The 16,476-nt window shown below is 71.1% G+C and carries 13 protein-coding genes; 6 read left to right on the top strand and 7 right to left on the bottom strand.

Features of this window, described 5'->3' with window-relative positions; genetic code table 11:
* Positions 1-235: 235 nt before the first annotated feature.
* Together rapA and ML01_RS01385 are read right to left on the bottom strand one after the other, a co-directional pair.
* Positions 236-3,046 (bottom strand): RNA polymerase-associated protein RapA, encoded by a 2,811-nt coding sequence (rapA, locus tag ML01_RS01390; protein WP_058553612.1) that lies wholly within the window; start codon positions 3,044-3,046, stop codon positions 236-238.
* A 126-nt stretch (positions 3,047-3,172) separates the two neighbouring features.
* On the bottom strand, positions 3,173-3,856 hold the full coding sequence (locus ML01_RS01385; protein ID WP_058553611.1) for a c-type cytochrome: 684 nt from the start codon (positions 3,854-3,856) through the stop codon (positions 3,173-3,175).
* A gap of 224 nt (positions 3,857-4,080) precedes the next feature.
* Here ML01_RS01385 and ML01_RS01380 point away from each other — a divergent pair, with 224 nt between their 5' ends.
* The 6 genes from ML01_RS01380 to ML01_RS01355 all read left to right on the top strand — a co-directional run bounded on the left by ML01_RS01380 (position 4,081) and on the right by ML01_RS01355 (position 11,934).
* A complete protein-coding gene (locus tag ML01_RS01380; RefSeq protein WP_058553610.1) occupies positions 4,081-4,683 on the top strand; it encodes a heme-binding protein in 603 nt (200 codons plus the stop codon).
* Positions 4,684-4,768: 85 nt separating this feature from the next.
* Positions 4,769-5,734: an alpha/beta fold hydrolase gene (locus ML01_RS01375; protein ID WP_082673839.1), complete on the top strand. Its 966-nt coding sequence runs from the start codon at positions 4,769-4,771 to the stop codon at positions 5,732-5,734.
* 275 nt (positions 5,735-6,009) lie between these two features.
* Positions 6,010-7,401: an isochorismate synthase MenF gene (locus ML01_RS01370; protein WP_371258169.1), complete on the top strand. Its 1,392-nt coding sequence runs from the start codon at positions 6,010-6,012 to the stop codon at positions 7,399-7,401.
* A gap of 20 nt (positions 7,402-7,421) precedes the next feature.
* On the top strand, positions 7,422-9,158 hold the full coding sequence (gene menD / locus ML01_RS01365; protein WP_058553609.1) for a 2-succinyl-5-enolpyruvyl-6-hydroxy-3-cyclohexene-1-carboxylic-acid synthase: 1,737 nt from the start codon (positions 7,422-7,424) through the stop codon (positions 9,156-9,158).
* 284 nt (positions 9,159-9,442) lie between these two features.
* Complete coding sequence (locus ML01_RS01360; RefSeq protein WP_058553608.1) at positions 9,443-10,480, top strand: type IV pilus twitching motility protein PilT; 1,038 nt, start codon at positions 9,443-9,445, stop codon at positions 10,478-10,480.
* Between the two features lie 209 nt (positions 10,481-10,689).
* Entirely contained in the window at positions 10,690-11,934 is a 1,245-nt protein-coding gene (locus ML01_RS01355; protein ID WP_082673838.1) for a PilT/PilU family type 4a pilus ATPase, read from the top strand.
* Between the two features lie 156 nt (positions 11,935-12,090).
* On the opposite strand, the gene ML01_RS01350 is transcribed toward ML01_RS01355, so the two are convergent.
* From ML01_RS01350 to ML01_RS01330, 5 genes are all read right to left on the bottom strand, one after another.
* A complete protein-coding gene (locus tag ML01_RS01350; protein ID WP_058553607.1) occupies positions 12,091-13,392 on the bottom strand; it encodes a dihydroorotase in 1,302 nt (433 codons plus the stop codon).
* Complete coding sequence (locus tag ML01_RS01345) at positions 13,385-14,422, bottom strand: aspartate carbamoyltransferase catalytic subunit (protein WP_058553606.1); 1,038 nt, start codon at positions 14,420-14,422, stop codon at positions 13,385-13,387. Before ML01_RS01345 ends, ML01_RS01350 begins: the two co-directional genes overlap by 8 nt.
* Entirely contained in the window at positions 14,419-14,982 is a 564-nt protein-coding gene (pyrR, locus tag ML01_RS01340; protein WP_058553605.1) for a bifunctional pyr operon transcriptional regulator/uracil phosphoribosyltransferase PyrR, read from the bottom strand. The genes ML01_RS01345 and pyrR overlap by 4 nt, the downstream gene beginning before the upstream one ends.
* The gene (ruvX, locus tag ML01_RS01335; RefSeq protein WP_058553604.1) at positions 14,979-15,410 is read right to left on the bottom strand and encodes a Holliday junction resolvase RuvX; all 432 of its coding nucleotides are present in this window, start codon (positions 15,408-15,410) and stop codon (positions 14,979-14,981) included. Before ruvX ends, pyrR begins: the two co-directional genes overlap by 4 nt.
* Before the next feature lie 71 nt (positions 15,411-15,481).
* Entirely contained in the window at positions 15,482-16,045 is a 564-nt protein-coding gene (locus tag ML01_RS01330) for a YqgE/AlgH family protein (protein WP_058553603.1), read from the bottom strand.
* Positions 16,046-16,476: the final 431 nt, after the last annotated feature.

The raw sequence follows: 16,476 nt of genomic DNA, 5'->3' as shown, positions 1-16,476 counted from the left end.
TCTGCCATCCGCCACGCCGGCGCTGCGGCAGCGTGCGTGCCCCGGGCTGCGGAGCCGCGAAGACTGCGTGCCGAGGCGGGAAAGCCTCGGCGCCAGTCATCCGCCGTTCCCGCGCCTCACTGCACCGGGGCGTAGAGCGCCCTACGAGGCGCGACACCGCTGGAGCGGTGTCGCGAGTGGACAAGGCGCTTGAGGGTAAAGGGCCAAGGGCCGAGGGAGGCCTCGCCCCGCTCCATCATCCATGCGCCACCAGCCGCAGCGCATCGAGCCGCAGGTGCGCGCGCCCGAGGAGCTGCCCGAGCCTCTCGCGGTGCTGGAGCAGATGCGCAATTTCGTCTTCGCGCACGGCGGGGTTGACGCGAGACAAGGCGGTCAGCCGCTCGATCTCGGTGTCGAGCATCTGCTCCATGCGGGCGACGGCGGCGCTGCGCAGCTCGGCGATGGCGGCCTCGGCGCGCTGCTCGCCGTCGGCGACCATGCGCTCGATGGCGGCGCTCTTGGCCGTGATCAGCGCGGAGGCGAGCTTGCGGTTGCCGGTGAGGCACTTGCCGCTCAGGGCCTCACTCGCGATGTCCGCGGCCCAGTCGCGCCCGCGCTCGTCGAGCAGCAGCCGCAGACCCAGCCGCGGCAGGAAGCGCTGCACGCGCAGCACCGGCGGGGCCGGGCATTCGGCGACGTAGAGCATCTCCAGCAGCAATGCGCCGGCGCTGAACTTGGCGTTGCGGGTCAAGAGCACCGTGGCGCTGCCGAGATCCGAGCCCGCGAGCTGGTCCATGGCCGCGAGCGTGAGCGGGTGCTCCCAGGTCAGCAACGCGCGGTCCTCGTGCGCCAGCGCGTGGCTGCGGTCGAAGGTGACGGTGAGCCCGTCCTCCGGCAGACCGGGGAAGTGCTCTTGCAGCATGTGCCGGCCCGGGTGCAGCACGAAGGAGCCGCCCGGCCCCGGCTCCTGGTCCACGCCGAAGGCGTCCCAGAAGGCGCTCAGATACTCGAACAGCGCCGGATCACGGTCCGCGGCGGCCAGCGCCTGCACCAGCTCCGCCGAGACGGCGGGGCGGTGGGAGCTGAGCTCCAAGAGCCGATCGCGCCCGGCGGCGAGCTCGGCATTGAGCTGCTCGCGAAGCGCGGCGGCATCCGTGATCAGCGGCTCGACGTCCGCCTCGCCCAAGAGGGCGGCGTTGAGCCGCTCGCGCAGCCGCTCGTACACGGCAGGCGCCGCCGGGCAGTGATGCGCGAAGGCGTCGAGCCCGTCGGCGTACCAGCGGTACAGCGTCTCCATGGCCGTGCCGGCGAGGTAGGGCACGTGGATCTCGACGGGCTTGGTCTGGCCGATGCGATCGAGCCGGCCGATGCGCTGCTCCAGCAGCTCCGGGTCCAGCGGCAGGTCGAACAGCACCAAGTGGTGCGCGAACTGGAAGTTGCGCCCTTCGCTGCCGATCTCGGAGCAGATGAGGAGCCGCGTGCCCTCGTCCGGGTCCGCGAAGTAGGCCGCGGCGCGGTCGCGCTCGATGATCTCCATGCCCTCATGGAACATCGCCGCGTGCACGCCGTGGCGCTCGTGCAGGTGGCTGCGCAGCGCCAGCACCGTGTCGGCGCGGGCGGCGATCAACAGCACCTTGGCCGGATGCAGCTCCCGCAGCAGCTCCACGAGCCAGGCCACACGCGGGTCCTGCGCGGGCCAGTCGGCACCGGCGGCCAGCTCCGGGTGGATGGGCTCCGGCCCCGGCGTGTCGGCATAGCCGGCCGGCGCGGCGAGCGCATAGGCGTGCGGCCGGCGCTCCGGGAAGCCCGGCACTGCCGCGCGGGTGTTGCGGAACAGGATGCGGGAGGTGCCGTGGCGGTCGAGCAGGCGCTCGACGATGAGCTCGGCGCCGAGCCCGGCGGTGTCGCCGAGCAGCGCATTGAGCTGGGCTTGCTGTGCGTCGCCGAGGGCCTCGCCCGCAAGGAGCCTTGCGGCAATGTCGGCGATCTCGGCGTAGTGCGCCTCTTGTTCCAGAAAGCCGTCGTAGTCCGAGAAGCGCTCCGGGTCCAACAGCCGCAGCCGCCCGAAATGGCCCATGCGGCCGAGCTGCTCCGGCGTGGCCGTCAGCAGCAGCACCGCCGGGGTCTGGTCGGCCAGGGCCTCGACCAGGTCGTAGTCCAGCCCGCTGTCCTCCGGCGACCATTCCAGGTGATGCGCCTCGTCGACGATGAGCAGGTCCCAGCCGGCGCCGAGCACGGCGGCGGCGTGGCTGGGGGACTCGGTGAGCAGGTCGAGCGCACAGAGCACGCATTGCTCGGTCTCGAAGGCGTTGCCGCGCCCGCCCGCGGCACCATCGGCGATGCGCTCGTGGTCGAACAGCGCAAACGGCAGGTTGAAGCGGCGGCGAAGCTCCACCAGCCACTGGTGTAGCAGCGTCTCCGGCACCAGGATCAGCACCCGGCGGGCGCGGCCGTCCTGCAGCATGCGATGCAGAATCAGCCCCGCCTCGATGGTCTTGCCGAGCCCCACCTCGTCGGCGAGCAGCACCCGCGGTGCGAAGCGGTCCGCGACCTCGGCGGCGATGTAGAGCTGGTGCGGGATCGGCGCGATGCGCGCGCCGACCAGCCCGCGCACCGGCTGCACGGCCCAGTCGCCGCGGTGGCGCCAGGTGCGCTCGCGTAGCCGAAACCAGGCGTCGCGGTCGAGCCGCCCGGCGAGCAGCTTCTGCTGCGGGCGGTTCAGATGCAGGTCGGCGGCGAGCAACTGCTCCGGTACCTGGAGCCTGGCCCCGTCCGCGTCCTCGCCGGTGTAGACGACGAGCCCGGCCCTGTCGTCCACCGCCACGACGGTCATCTCGATGCCGTCGATGTCCCGCACCATGTCGCCGACGCCGAACACCGCGCGCCACAGCGGCGCGCCGCGGCGGGCGTAGAGCCGCTGCTCGCCGGTGGCCGGGAACTGCATGCGCACGGTGCGCACGTCGCTGGCCTCGACGATGCCGAGCCCGAGCTCGGCCTGGGTCTCCGAGAGCCAGCGTTGGCCGGGCTTGAACTGGTGTTGGGGGTCCGATGTGGGGGTCTCAGGCATGCGGATGGCTGCGGTGTCGTGGTGTGGTGCCGAGCTCCGGCACCAGGCTGCGCGCGTGCCGGCGGGTGGCGGGTCGGTCGCCGCGGCGCCGACGGCTGCGGGCGCGAGCGGCGGCGCGGCTGCCGTTTATTTTCCGAGCTCGACGATGTGCGAGACCACGGCGTCGGCCTGTGCCGGCGTGATGCCGCCGCAGCGCTCGCTTGCGGCATGCTTGCGCTCGCCGCGGCCGAAGTCCGCGACCTGCTTCACCAGGTACGCGGGATATTGGCCGACCAGCGGCGGCGTGTCGTGCTCGGCGCTGCCGGCGGCGTCGGCGCCGTGGCACTCGGCGCAGGCGCTGGCGTAGGTCTCCTCGCCGGCAGCGTCGTAGGCGGCGCGGTCGTCGAAGGCGGCGAGCGCCGCGGGATTCGGCTCGTAGGGCCAGAGGCGCAACGGCGGCGGGCTCATTGCGGCGATGTGGGCGGCGACGACATTGATGACCTCTTCATCGAAGCGCTGGTGCGTGAAGATGGGCACCATCGGCTTGTTGATGCGGACACCGTCCCTGAAGGCCTGCAGTTGCCGGGCCAAGTAGGCCTGCGGACGGCCTGCGAGGCGCGGCACGCGGCCGTCGCTGCTGCCCTCGCCGCGCTGGCCGTGGCAGCCCACGCAGAAGGCGTAGATGCGCTCGCCGGTGATCTCCTGCTCCGCGTCGGCCGCGGCGGCGACGGACAGCGCAAGCGCCGCGAGCAGTCCGAGCAGCGCCGCTGCGGCACCAACTCGGGCGCGGTGCCGGAGCGTGCAAGGGTGGGGGTAGGTCGGTGGGGTCATCAAGCGGGTCTCGGGCTGGCGTGATGCGCGATTGAGAGCTTCGCACCCGCACCATGATAGCGGGCCGAACCGGGTTCTGCCCGCCGCGACGCTGGCGCCGGGTCATGCGGGCCGGCCGCAAGCGCGGCGGCGCGTTGCGACCCGCTTGATCTCGGGCAACGCCGCTGCCCAGGCATCGGTGCTTGAATGCGCGGTCACCCGAGGGAGCCGCCGAGGTCCACATCATGCCTTTCTTTAAGCTCAAGTATTGGCTGCTCGCCGGCATGCTGCTGCCGCTGGTGCTGCTGACGCTCGCGCTCATCGCGCCCAACGGGCCCGCGTACAGCGTCGTTGAGCGCGGCGACGGCTTCCAGCTCCGCCGCTACGCACCGTTCATCGTCGCTGAAACCACGGTGCCGGGCGCCTTCGCGGACGCCGACGCTGGTGCCTATCCGCTGCTGCTGGACTATATCCGCGGGCGCAACAGCGGCGGTCGCAAGGTGCCGATGATGGCGCCGGTGATGCAGCAGGCCGCCGCCGCGGCGGATGGCGAGCGGGGCTGGCGCGTGCAGTTCGTGATGCCGCGGGAATACCCGCTCGGCATGCTGCCGGCGCCGGCGGATGCGGCCGTTGCGCTGCGGCCACAGCCCGAGCGCCTCGTGGCCGCGGTGCGCTTCGGCGGTGGCTGGCAGGAGGCGCGCTGGCAAGAGCACGCCGCCGAGCTGCTCAATGCCCTTGCACGTGCCGGACGCGCGAGGGTCGGTGAACCCGTCTTCGCGCGCTACAATGCCGCATTCGTGCCCGGCTTGCTGCGCCGCAATGAGGTGCTCGTGGCGGTCGAACCCTAGGCGCGCCACCACCCTCAGGCGGGTGGCCGCCGAGCCGGGCGCACGACGAGGCGACGCCGTTCGTCGCCGCCAACAGGAGCCCCAGATGTCCACGCAAGTACTTGGAACCCGGAGCAGGGGCGGCGCCGCCGCGGCCGACGCCCATCAGCGCAGCGAGCAGGTGGAGCTGCCCCCCGCCGTCGATGCCCCCCGCGAGATCTACGCCACGCCGGAGCTAAAGGAAATCAGTTGGTACGCCGACGGCCCGGAGGGCACGCGCCCCTTGTTGCTGCTGCACAGTATTAATGCGGCGCCGAGCGTGTTCGAGATGAAGCCGCTGTTCGAGCACTACCGCGCCGAGCGCCGGGTGTATGCGCCGGACCTGCCGGGCTTCGGCTTCTCGGACCGCAGCGACCGCCGCTACTCGCCGGAGCTCTACGCCGAGGCCATCACGGCGTTCCTCACCGACGTCGTCAAGGAGCCGGCGGATGTCGTGGCCTTCTCGCTGACCTCCGAGTTTGCGGCCCGCGCCTGCCTCCAGGCGCCGGAGCGCTTCAATACGCTGGCGCTCCTGTCGCCGACCGGCTTTAGCAAGCGCCGGCTGCCCTCGGGCGGCGTCGGCCGGGCGCTGCATCGGGTCTTTACGCTGCCGGGGCTGAGCCAGGGCCTCTACAACCTGCTGACCAAGCGCGGCGGCATTCGCTACTTTCTGCGCCAGAGCTACGTCGGCGAGCCGCCGGATGAGCTCATCGATTACGCCTACGCGACCTCGCACCAGCCCGGCGCAAGGCATGTGCCCTATTACTTCCTGTCCGGCCAACTCTTCACGCGCGACGCGGTGGACAACCTGTACGCCAAGCTGAAGCTCCCGGTGCTTGTCATCCACGACAAGGACGCGAACGTCACCTTCGACCTGCTGTCGGACCACGTGGCGTCGCATGCAAATTGGCAGACCGCGAAGGTGGAGCCGACGCTGGGCATCCCGCAGTGGGAGCGTCCGACCCGCACCATCGCGGCGCTGGACGAGTTCTGGCGGACCACCGAGGCGTTGGCAGCGACGCGCGGCAGCTAGGGGCCATAGCGGCTCGGCACGCGCGACATCGGCAAGGCCTTGTCGGCGGGGCGCTCCGCCGGCGGCTGGCCCGGCGGACGCCTGAGGCCGCGTTGCGGCACTTCGGCTCCGCTCAGGCGCCGGGCAGCGATGTGCCGCAGCCGAGTCGATCACCCAGCCCGATACGCACAGCACAGCCGGCAGACGCCAGCCGAACCTCCAGACCGCTGCAACCGAACCGCCCCGTGCCGCCGTCCCACGCCCACTCGCGCGCCGCCCGCCCAAGACCGCGTGCCATGGATATGCTCGCCCCGAGCGCGATGTTTGATGCGCTCGATGCACGCCTCGACGACGCCCTGACGCGTCTGCCGCTGGCCGGGCCGCCCGGCGCCGTGCAGTCGGTGTTGCTGGCGCTGCCGCGGGCGCCGGCCGCCGCGGCACAGCTCGCCGGCCGGCAGTTCGTGTTCCAGCACGCCGAGCGCGGCGAGCTCCACGCGGGCTACGGCGAGGCGGTGGCCTGGGAGGCGGCCGGGCCCGCGCGTTTCAAGACCATGGCGCAGGTGCTCGTGGCGGGGGACTGGCGCCGTGCCGACCCCGACGACACGGGCCTTGATGCCTTCGCGATGCTGGGGTTCGCGGCCGCCGACGAGGCGCCCTCGCCGGCGGCGTGCTCGTCCTTGCCTGCCGCACTGCTTTGGGTGCCCGAGATCGGCCTCATCTGCCGCGACCACGAGGCGGCGCTGGTGTTCTCGACGACGCTGCCGGCGCGCCGGGCGGAGCTCCTGACCCGCTGGCGCGGGCTGCTGCGGGCGCTGCTGCCGCGGCTGTATGACCAGCCCGCCGGGCCGTTGCCGCCGGCGACGCTGCGCCGCGAGCGCGCGGAGCCGGACCGTGCCGGCTGGGATGGGCTGGTGCGGGCGGCGCTGGCCGCGGTCGATGCCGGCCCCATCGAGAAGCTCGTCGTCTCGCGGCGGCTCAAGGTGGCCGGGCCGCGCGTGTTCGATATCGGCCGGCTCCTCGGCGCGCTCGGCTGCCTGTTCCCCACCTGCCAGACGCTGGGGCTGCGCCGCAACGGGCGGAGCTTCGTCGCCGCGACGCCGGAGCGGCTGCTGTCGCTGCGCGATGGCCGGCTGGAGGTGGACGCCATCGCCGGCACTGCCGCGCGGGCCGAGAGCGCCGAGGCGGATGCGGCGCTGCGGGCGGCACTGCTCGGCTGCGACAAGAACCGCCGCGAGCATCGCGTCGTCATCGAGGCCATCGGCAGCGCGCTAGCGGAGCACTGCGACGACATCCGCGCCCCGGATGCGCCGGTGGTGATGCAGTTGCACAACGCGCAACATCTTTGGAGCCCGCTCGCGGCCCGCCCGCGCGCCGATGTGGGCCTGTTCGACCTCGCCGCGAGCCTGCACCCGACGCCCGCCACCAACGGCCAGCCGCGGGCCGCGGCGCAGGCGTGGCTCCGGCGCGTCGAGCCCTTCCCGCGTGGCTGGTATACCGGCGCCGCCGGCATCCTGACGCCGAACGGCGACGGCGAGCTGTGGGTGCTGCTGCGCTGCGCCATGGTGAGCGGCGCCGAGGCGGAGCTGTTCGCCGGTGCCGGCATCGTCGCCGGCTCGGACCCAGAGTCCGAGTGGAGCGAGACCGAGGCCAAGCTCGCGGCCATGCTCTCCGCGCTGCAGTACGCCTGAGCCCGGGCCGCCCCGCCAGCATGGACCAAGCCTGCATCAATCTCCGCTGGGCCGCGGCGCTGCTCGCCGGGCTCGCCGCCGGCGGCGTGCGCACGCTGGTGCTCTCGCCCGGCTCGCGCTCGACGCCGCTGGTGCTGGCGGGCCAGCGCGCGCCGGGCCTTGAGCTGATCCCGATCCTGGACGAGCGCAGCGCCGGCTTCTTTGCGCTGGGCGCCGCGCGTGCCTCGGGCCAGCCGGTGGCGCTCATCGCGACCTCCGGCTCCGCGCCCGCACATTGGTATCCGGCCGTCATCGAGGCGAGCGAGACCGGCGTGCCGCTGGTGCTGCTGTCCGCGGATCGCCCGCCGACGCTGCGCGGCTTCGGCGCGAACCAGACCATCGACCAGACCCGACTGTTCGGCGCCTTCGCGCGGGAGGCGCATGACCCGGGCCTGCCGCGCAGCGACGATGCCGCGCTGAAGGCCGTTGCCGCTCTCGGGCGACGCTGCGCCGCGGTTGCGAGCGGCCCGCGCCCTGGCCCGGTGCAGGTCAACCTGCCCTTCGAGGAGCCGCTGGTGCCGCCGGCCGATTGCGATGCCGCGCTGCCGGCGGCGGTCACCGCGACGGCGGCTGGCCTCGGCTGGGCGGCGAGCGCGCCGACGGTGGCGCTTCGGCCCATCGCGCTGCCGCCGGGGCGGGGGCTCGTGGTGGTGGGGCCGGGGCTGTTCGGGCCGGGTTTTGCCGAGCACCTGCGCGATGCGGCGCAGCGGCTCGCGCTGCCGGTGCTGGCGGACCCGCTGTCGGGGCTGCGCTTCGGCGCCGCCGCCGACGCCGTGCTGACCCATTACGACGCGCTGCTGCGCAACCCCGAGGCCGCCCGCGCGCTGCGCCCGGACTGGGTGCTTCGCATCGGCGGCGCGCCGGTGTCGAAGGTGCTCGGGCAGTGGCTCGCCGGCATCCCGGCGCTGCTGGTGGAGCCGGCCGGCGGCTGGCGCGACCCCAACCACGACGGGCTCTGGCGCATGGTCGCGGAGCCGGGCGCGATCTGTTCCGCGCTGACGCTCAATCAGGCGCCGCAGCCCGCGTGGGCCGCGCGCTGGGCGGCGGCGGACCGCCGCGTCGCCGAGCTTGCGAGCGCCCACATCGCGGCCTCGCCCTGGTGCGAGCCGCACCTGATCTGCGCCTTACTCGCGCGCATCCCGGCCGGCGAGGCGCTGTTGTGCGGCAACTCCCTGCCGATCCGCCAGCTCGATAGCTGGTCCGGCAGCCGCGCCACGCCGCTCAGGCTGCACGGCAACCGCGGCGCGAGCGGCATCGACGGCCAGCTCTCGACCCTGGCCGGGCTCAACCACGCCGGTCCGCCCTGCTGGGGGCTGCTCGGTGATCTGTCCACCGTGCATGATCTCAGCGGCTGGCTGCTGCACGGCCGTCTGCGCCGCCCCGTCGTCGTCGTCAACAACGGCGGCGGGCGCATCTTCGACTACCTGCCGCAGCACGGCCTGCCGGGGTTCGAGCAGCTCTGGCGCACGCCCGTGGCGCCGGACCTCGGCGCACTCGCGGCGGCCTTCGGCATCGCGCACCGGCGGGTGGCGGACGCCGCATCGCTGGCCGATGCCCTCGGCGATGACGCCGACCCGGGTACCGCTCGCGCGACGCTGATAGAGGCCTGCGTCGATGCCGATGCCTCCCGCGCAGTGCATCGCACCTATTGGCAGCAGATCCACGTCTCGGCGCCGGAGACCCTGGATTCCTTGATGGCGCCGAATGTTTGCAGATGAGTCAAGTTGCACGATGACACGGCGCTTGGCCCTTGGTTCAATGCGCCAACGAGCGCGCGGCGCAAAAAGCTCCGTGCCCTAGTTGGTCTGAGGCTCTGCCTCGCTAGTGCCTTGACGGTGACCCGCGGCGAGCGCGCCCGCGTTGGTCGCGCAGCGCGACGGCGTTCTTGGATCGCCCGCACGCCTTCGCGCTATGCTTAGCCACAGTTCGTCAGCGCGGCCGCAGGCGTCGCCCGGCGTCGTCAGCGTCGCGGCCCCGCCTTAGTCGTCACCCGGAGACGCCCTTGGACATCGCCGAGCTCCTCGCCTTCAGCGTCAAGAACAAGGCCTCGGACCTGCATCTGTCCGCGGGCCTGCCGCCGATGATCCGCGTCGACGGCGACATGCGCCGCATCAACGTGCCGCCGTTGGAGCACCGCACGGTGCATGCGCTGATCTACGACATCATGAACGACAAGCAGCGCAAGGATTACGAGGAGTTCCTGGAGACGGACTTCTCGTTCGAGATCCCGGGCGTCGCGCGCTTTCGCGTCAACGCCTTCAACCAGAAGCGCGGTGCGGCGTCGGTGTTCCGCACCATCCCATCGAAGGTGCTGACGCTCGAAGACCTAAACGCGCCGGAGATTTTCAAGCAGATCGTGGATGTGCCGCGCGGGCTGGTGCTGGTGACGGGGCCGACGGGCTCCGGCAAGTCGACCACGCTGGCGGCGATGATCGACTACGTGAACGACAACCAGTACTCGCACATCCTCACCATTGAGGACCCCATCGAGTTCGTTCACACCAGCAAGAAGTGCCTGATCAACCAGCGCGAGGTTCACAAGGACACGCTGGGCTTCAGCGAGGCGCTGCGCTCGGCGCTGCGCCAGGACCCCGACATTATTCTGGTTGGCGAGATGCGCGACCTGGAGACCATTCGCCTCGCGCTCACCGCCGCCGAGACGGGACACCTGGTCTTCGGCACGCTGCACACCAGCTCCGCGGCCAAGACCATCGACCGCATCGTCGATGTCTTTCCGGCCGCCGAAAAAACGATGGTGCGCTCGATGTTGTCGGAATCGCTGCGCTCGGTCATCTCGCAGTCGCTGCTAAAGAAGATCAGCGGCGGACGCATTGCCGCCCACGAGATCATGATCGGCACGCCGGCCATCCGGAACCTGATCCGGGAGGACAAGGTCGCGCAGATGTACTCGGCCATCCAGACCGGCCAGGCGAGCGGCATGCAGACGCTCGATCAGAACCTGACAGAAATGGTGAAACGTGGCATGGTGACCAAGGCCGACGCGCGTGCGAAAGCGCAGAACAAAGACACCTTTCTTTGATCCCGGCCTCAGACCGACTAAGGAGCGTGGTCTTCGCGGCCCGCTTGTTGGCGCGTGAAGCAAGGGCCGAGGGCCGAGGGCCGAGGAGGGCTCCCTTGGCCCTCGCCCCTTTTTGCCGTCAAGCGCAAGCCTTTGGCGCCGGCAAGCAAACTAGTCCGGCCGGACCCGTCGCGGCCGCCTCCTAAGGTTGATACACCCACCGAATCGCCATGGATCTCAAGAATCTGCTGAGTCTGATGAACGATGAACGGGGCTCGGACCTGTTCATTACCGCGGGCCGACCGCCTAGCATCAAGATCGACGGCGCCATCCGCCCGGTGGGGACGGAGGTGCTGACCCCGGAGCAGACGCTGCAGGCCGCACAGGACCTGATGACGGCCAAACAGCTCAAGGAGTTCGAGGACACCAACGAGTGCCAGTTCGCGATCAACGCGCGCGGTGCCGGGCGCTTTCGCGTCAGCGCCTTCATGCAGCGCAACCACGCGGGCATGGTGCTGCGGCGCATTGAGACGCGTATTCCGACCATTGAAGAGCTGCGCCTGCCGTCCATCCTGCGCGACCTGGGGATGCACAAGCGCGGCATCGTCATCTTCGTCGGCGGCACCGGCACGGGTAAGTCCACATCGCTGGCGGCGCTGGTCGGCTACCGCAACCGCATGACGACGGGGCACATTATCACCATCGAGGACCCCATCGAGTACGTCCACGAGCACGACGGCTGCATCATCACGCAGCGCGAGGTGGGCGTGGATACGGAGTCCTTCGAGGTCGCGCTGCGCAACACGCTGCGCCAGGCGCCGGACGTGATCCTGATCGGCGAGATCCGTACCCAGAAGACCATGGAATACGCCATGGCCTTCGCCGAGACCGGGCACCTGGTGTTTGCGACGCTGCACGCCAACAACGCCAACCAGGCGCTTGATCGCATCATCAACTTCTTTCCGGACGAAGCCCACCGGCAGCTCTTCATGGACCTGTCCCTGAACCTGCGGGCCATCGTCGCGCAGCAGCTCGTGCCGCATAAGAGCGGTCGCGGGCGGCGCGCGGTGGTGGAGATCCTGATCAGCACGCCCTTGGTGGCCGACATTATCCGCAAGGGCGAGGTGCACAAGCTGAAAGAGATCATGGCCAAGTCCAATGAACAGGGCATGATCACCTTCGATCAGGCCCTGTTCGAGCTGTACCAGGAAGGCGAGATCAGCTACGACGAGGCCATCCGGCACGCGGACTCCGCCAATGAGCTCCGACTCATGGTCAAGCTCAAGGGCGTCGACGACGTAGGGCGCGCCCTAGCTGAGGGCGCTGACAAGATCTCGCTCCTGAACGAAGACGAGGACGAGATCGACGGCTCCACCATCTTCGAGGGCACAACCCGAGCCGTCGTGAGCGAGACCGCGACGACGAATGCCCAGCCGCGCACGCGACCGCCAAAGGAGCAGAAGCTCAAGCTCTAGCGCGGCAGAGCCTCAGGCCGACAAGGCGCGAGGGCCGAGGGCCGAGGAGGGCTCCCTTGGCCCTCGGCCCTTATGCTGGAGTGTTGGCGCACGCTAGCTCCTAGCTCCTAGCTCCTAGCTCCTAGCTCCTAGCTCCTAGCTCCTAGCCCCTAGCCCCTAGCCCCTAGCCCCCAGCCCCTGAAAAACGACTCGCCCGCCGAGCACCGTCCAGCGCACCCGCCCCGTCAGCGTCGCGCCCCGCAGCGGGGTGTTCTTGCCGCGACTCACCAGGGTGTCGTCGCCGACGATCCAGGTGGCGTTCGGGTCGAACACGCACACGTCGGCGATGCCGCCGGGGCGCAGCCGCCCGAGCGGCCGGTCGAGCACCGCCGCCGGGTTGCAGGTGACGCAGGCGAGCGCGGCGCTCAGGTTCAGAACGCCCGCGGCCACCAGCCCGAGCGTCAGCGGCAGCAGCGTCTCGAGCGCGGACATCCCGGGCTCGGTCTGCGGGAAGGGGTTGAGCTTCGCATCCGGCTCGTGCGGCTGATGGTCGGAGCAGATGACCGTAATGTCCCCGGCAGCGACCGCGGCGCGTAGCGCGTCCCGATCGGCCCTCGTGCGCAGCGGCGGGATCAGGTGCGCCTCGGCATTGAAGCCGGCCAGAGCGTCCTCGGTGAGCCAGAGCTGGTGCGCGGCGACATCGGCGCTGACGGCGAGGCCGCGGGCCCGCGCATCGGCGAGCATGGCCGCGGCGCGTCCCGTGGATAGTCCGCGGAAGTGCACGCGGGCGCCGGTCTGCTCGGCCAATGCGAGATTCCGGCCGACGCCCAAGACCTCCGCCGCCTCGGGGATGCCCGCGAGCCCCAAGCGCGTCGCCACCAGCCCTTCGTGCACGAGCCCGCCCTCGCTCAGATAGGCGTCGGCCGGGTGTAGAAAGGTGCAGAGCCCATAGGTGGACGCGTACTCCAGCGCGCGGCGCAGCACGCGGGTGTTGCGCACCGGGCGGTTCGCGGTACTCATGACCGGGCAGCCCGCGAGCTTGAGTGCCGCCATCTCGCTGATCTGCTCGCCGCGCAGGCCGCGTGTCAGCGCCCCGGCCGGCATGACGCGGGCATAGCCGCGCTCGTCGGCGAGCTGGCGGATCAGTTGCGCCACCGCTGGCGTGTCCACCGGCGGCTCGGTGTCCGGCGGGCAGCAGAGTGTTGTGATGCCGGCGGCGGCGGCGGCGCGGGTCTCGCTCGCGATGGTGCCCTTGTGCTCCTGCCCCGGCTGGCGCAGCCGCGCGCTCAAGTCCACGAGCCCCGGGCAGACGATGAGCCCGTCGGCGTCGATGCTCTGTTGCGGGGTGAAGCCCGCCGGCGGTTCCCCGAGCGCGACGATGGCCCCGCCCGCGATGTGCAGGTCCATGACGGCATCGACGCTGTCCGCCGGGTCGATGACCCGGCCGCCGCGGATGGTCAGTCCCGTGAGCTCAGCCATCGGCCAGCTCCGCTTCCGCCGCCTTGCCGGCCGCGGCGAGGGCGAGGTTCTGCGTGCCGATGCACATGGACATGACGGCCATGCGCACGGCGAGCCCGTTGCTGACCTGCTCCAGGATCACCGAGCGCGCGCCGTCGGCGACGCTTGAGTCCATCTCGACACCGCGGTTGATGGGGCCGGGGTGCATGACGATGGCGTCCGGCTTGGCGATGCCGAGGCGCTTCTCGGTGAGGCCGAACAGATGGAAGTACTCGTGCTCGCTGGGCAGGAAGCCGCCGTCCATGCGCTCGTTCTGGAGCCTGAGCAGGATGATGACGTCCACGTCGCGCAGGCCCTCGCGCAGGTCGTGGCAGACGCGCACGCCGAGCGCCGCCTCCGCCCGCTCCGGCACCAGCGTGCTCGGGCCGACGACGCGGACCTCGTCTACGCCCAAGGTGTTCAGCGCCACGATCTGCGAGCGCGCGACGCGCGAGTGCAGCACGTCGCCGACGATGGCCACCGTCAGCCCCGCAAAGTCGCGCTTGTGCTCGCGGATCGTGAACATGTCGAGCATCGCCTGGGTGGGGTGCGAGTAGCAGCCGTCGCCGGCGTTGATGACCGCCACCGGCGGGGCCACGTGCGTCGCGATGAAGTGCGCTGCGCCGCTGTCGGCGTGGCGCACGACGAACATATCCACGTGCATGGCCTCCAGGTTGCGCAGCGTATCGAGCAGCGTCTCGCCCTTCGCCGTCGCCGAGGTGCTGATGTTGAGATTCAGCACGTCCGCCGACAGCCGCTTGGCGGCCAGCTCAAAGGTGGTGCGCGTGCGCGTGCTGGTCTCGAAGAACAGGTTCGCGACGATCTTGCCGCGGCACAGCGGCACCTTCTTGACCGCCTGTTGCGCCACGCCGACGAAGCCCTTGGAGCGGTCCAGGATGTCGATGAGCAGCGCCCGGTCCAGCCCGTCGAGGGTCAAAAAGTGCTTGAGGTTGCCGTCCGCGTCCAGTTGCAGCGCGGCGGCCTGCTCTTGCTGGCTCTTGAATGGGATCATCCCACCGCCTCCGTCTCCGCCGCGGCGCCGCGACCGCCAGGCGGGCTGCCGCGGGACAGCGTGAGCGGCGCCGGACCGTTTAGCTTCAGGTGCTCGCCGGGGGCAAGCGCTGCGTGCAGGCCGACGACCGCGGGCTCGATGGGCAGCTCGCGGCCGGCGCGCTCCGCCAGTACCGCCAGCAGCACCGAGGCCGGGCGGCCGTAGTCGAACAGCACGTTGAGCGCGGCGCGAATCGTGCGCCCGGTCTGCAGCACGTCGTCCACCAGCACGATGTGCCGGTCGTCTACCGCCACCGGCAGGTGCGACGGGCGCACGTGCGGGTGCATGCCGATGCGGGTGAAATCGTCGCGGTAGAAGGAGATGTCCAGGTGCCCCAAGGGCTCCGCGAGGCCGAGCAGCGCATGCAACCGCTCTGCGACCCAGACGCCGCCGGTGTGAATGCCGATCATCAGCGGCGCCGCGATGCCGCGCTCGCCGAGCCGCGCGGACAGCGTCGCCGCCATGGCCGCGATGGCCGCGTCGATGGCCGCGGCGTCTTGGTACAGGTCGGCATCGCTCATGGGCGCTGTTCTCCGAGCCAGGTTTCCAGGATCAGCTTGGCGGCATAGGCGTCCACGGCATCGCCGGCTCGGCGGCGGCTGCCGCGCCCGCCGGCCCGGGTGGGGCCGAGCGCGCGCTCGGCGGCGATGGTCGTGAGGCGCTCGTCGACCAGATGCACTGGCACCGCGAAGCGCCCTTCAAGCTGGCGGGCGAAGCGGCGCACCGGCTCGGCGAGGGTTTCTTCCTCGGTGTCGTCCATGTTGTGCGGCAGGCCGAGCACCGCGGCCTCGGGGTGCCATTCGCGCATCAGCGCCTCGATGGCGGTCCAGTCCGGCCGGTTGTCGCGATGGCGGAGGGTGGTCAGCGGGCTCGCGGTGCCGGTGACGGTCTGGCCGACGGCAACGCCAATCTTCTTGGTGCCGAAGTCGAAGCCGAGCAGCGTGGCCAAGGCGTCGGCGTCCGCGCTAATCGACGCAACGCGTCGGCCGGCGCCCTCGGCCCTCGGCCCTCGGCCCTTCGTCAAGCATGCCCGGCCTCGCCGCTCAGCAGGTTGAGATCGATGCCGAGCAGGTTGGCCGCGGCGAGCCAGCGCTCGCCCGGTGAGCGGGAGAACAGAATGTCGTCGGCGGCGGGGCCGCTGAGCCAGGCGTTGGCGCTCAGCTCCTCCTCCAACTGGCCGGCGCCCCAGCCCGCGTAACCCAGGGCGATGAGCCGCTGCGCCGGGCCGCGCCCGTCGGCGATGGCCTCCAGCACGTCGCGCGAGGTGGTGACGCGCAGCTCCGGCGTGATCGCCAGCGTGGAGTCGTATTCCACGGGCCCGGTGTGGATCACGAAGCCGCGATCGGTCTGCACCGGGCCGCCCAGATAGATCGGGAGGTCGGCGACGCCGTCGGCGCGGGGCTTGATGTCGAGCTGCTCCAGCACCTCGCCCAGGCGGATGTCCATGGGCCGGTTGATGACGATGCCCATGGCCCCGTGCTCGGTGTGCTCACAGACATAGGTCACCGTTCGCGAAAAATTCGGGTCTTTCAGGCCCGGCATCGCGATCAGGAAGTGGTTGGTGAGCGAGGTTGCATAGCTCATGGCGGCTAGTATCCCGAGCCGGTGTCCGGTAGGCAAGTGCGGGGGTGCGCGCTGGTCCGAAAGGTTAGGCGATCGAGAGCTCACGGACTGGGAGCGCCGGCTTTCCAGCCGGCTTCGCGCGCCGGGGGCTCGATGCCCCCGGCGTGCGATCGACTGCGCTGGAGCAGGGCGACTGCCCTGATCGCGCCGCCGGGCGGGCGATTGCGCTTGTGCCCTTGTGCCAGCCCGGGCGACGCCGACGCGGCATCGAGCCGCGACGGCGCCGAGCCGGCTGGAAAGCCGGCGGTCCCAGTCAGCCGCGCGTCGGCGAGACGGCGGAAAAGCGCTCATAGCCTGAGGTATCCCGACAAAGTCGGCCGGGACAGCGAGCCGTCACGGACTGGGAGCGCCGGCTTTCAGCCGGCTTCGCGCGCCGGGGGCTCGATGCCCCC

The sequence above is a fragment of the Thiohalocapsa sp. ML1 genome (assembly GCF_001469165.1).
Classification (GTDB): domain Bacteria; phylum Pseudomonadota; class Gammaproteobacteria; order Chromatiales; family Chromatiaceae; genus Thiohalocapsa.
This window is presented reverse-complemented; position numbering and strand designations above follow the sequence as displayed.

What these genes read in the sequence shown, in the direction of transcription:
- rapA (WP_058553612.1), bottom strand. Translation starts at nt 3,046, where the DNA reads ATGCCTGAGACCCCCACATCGGACCCCCAACACCAGTTCAAGCCCGGC.
- ML01_RS01385 (WP_058553611.1), bottom strand. Translation starts at nt 3,856, where the DNA reads ATGACCCCACCGACCTACCCCCACCCTTGCACGCTCCGGCACCGCGCC.
- ML01_RS01380 (WP_058553610.1), top strand. Translation starts at nt 4,081, where the DNA reads ATGCCTTTCTTTAAGCTCAAGTATTGGCTGCTCGCCGGCATGCTGCTG.
- ML01_RS01375 (WP_082673839.1), top strand. Translation starts at nt 4,769, where the DNA reads ATGTCCACGCAAGTACTTGGAACCCGGAGCAGGGGCGGCGCCGCCGCG.
- ML01_RS01370 (WP_371258169.1), top strand. Translation starts at nt 6,010, where the DNA reads ATGGATATGCTCGCCCCGAGCGCGATGTTTGATGCGCTCGATGCACGC.
- menD (WP_058553609.1), top strand. Translation starts at nt 7,422, where the DNA reads ATGGACCAAGCCTGCATCAATCTCCGCTGGGCCGCGGCGCTGCTCGCC.
- ML01_RS01355 (WP_082673838.1), top strand. Translation starts at nt 10,690, where the DNA reads ATGGATCTCAAGAATCTGCTGAGTCTGATGAACGATGAACGGGGCTCG.
- ML01_RS01350 (WP_058553607.1), bottom strand. Translation starts at nt 13,392, where the DNA reads ATGGCTGAGCTCACGGGACTGACCATCCGCGGCGGCCGGGTCATCGAC.
- ML01_RS01345 (WP_058553606.1), bottom strand. Translation starts at nt 14,422, where the DNA reads ATGATCCCATTCAAGAGCCAGCAAGAGCAGGCCGCCGCGCTGCAACTG.
- pyrR (WP_058553605.1), bottom strand. Translation starts at nt 14,982, where the DNA reads ATGAGCGATGCCGACCTGTACCAAGACGCCGCGGCCATCGACGCGGCC.
- ML01_RS01330 (WP_058553603.1), bottom strand. Translation starts at nt 16,045, where the DNA reads ATGAGCTATGCAACCTCGCTCACCAACCACTTCCTGATCGCGATGCCG.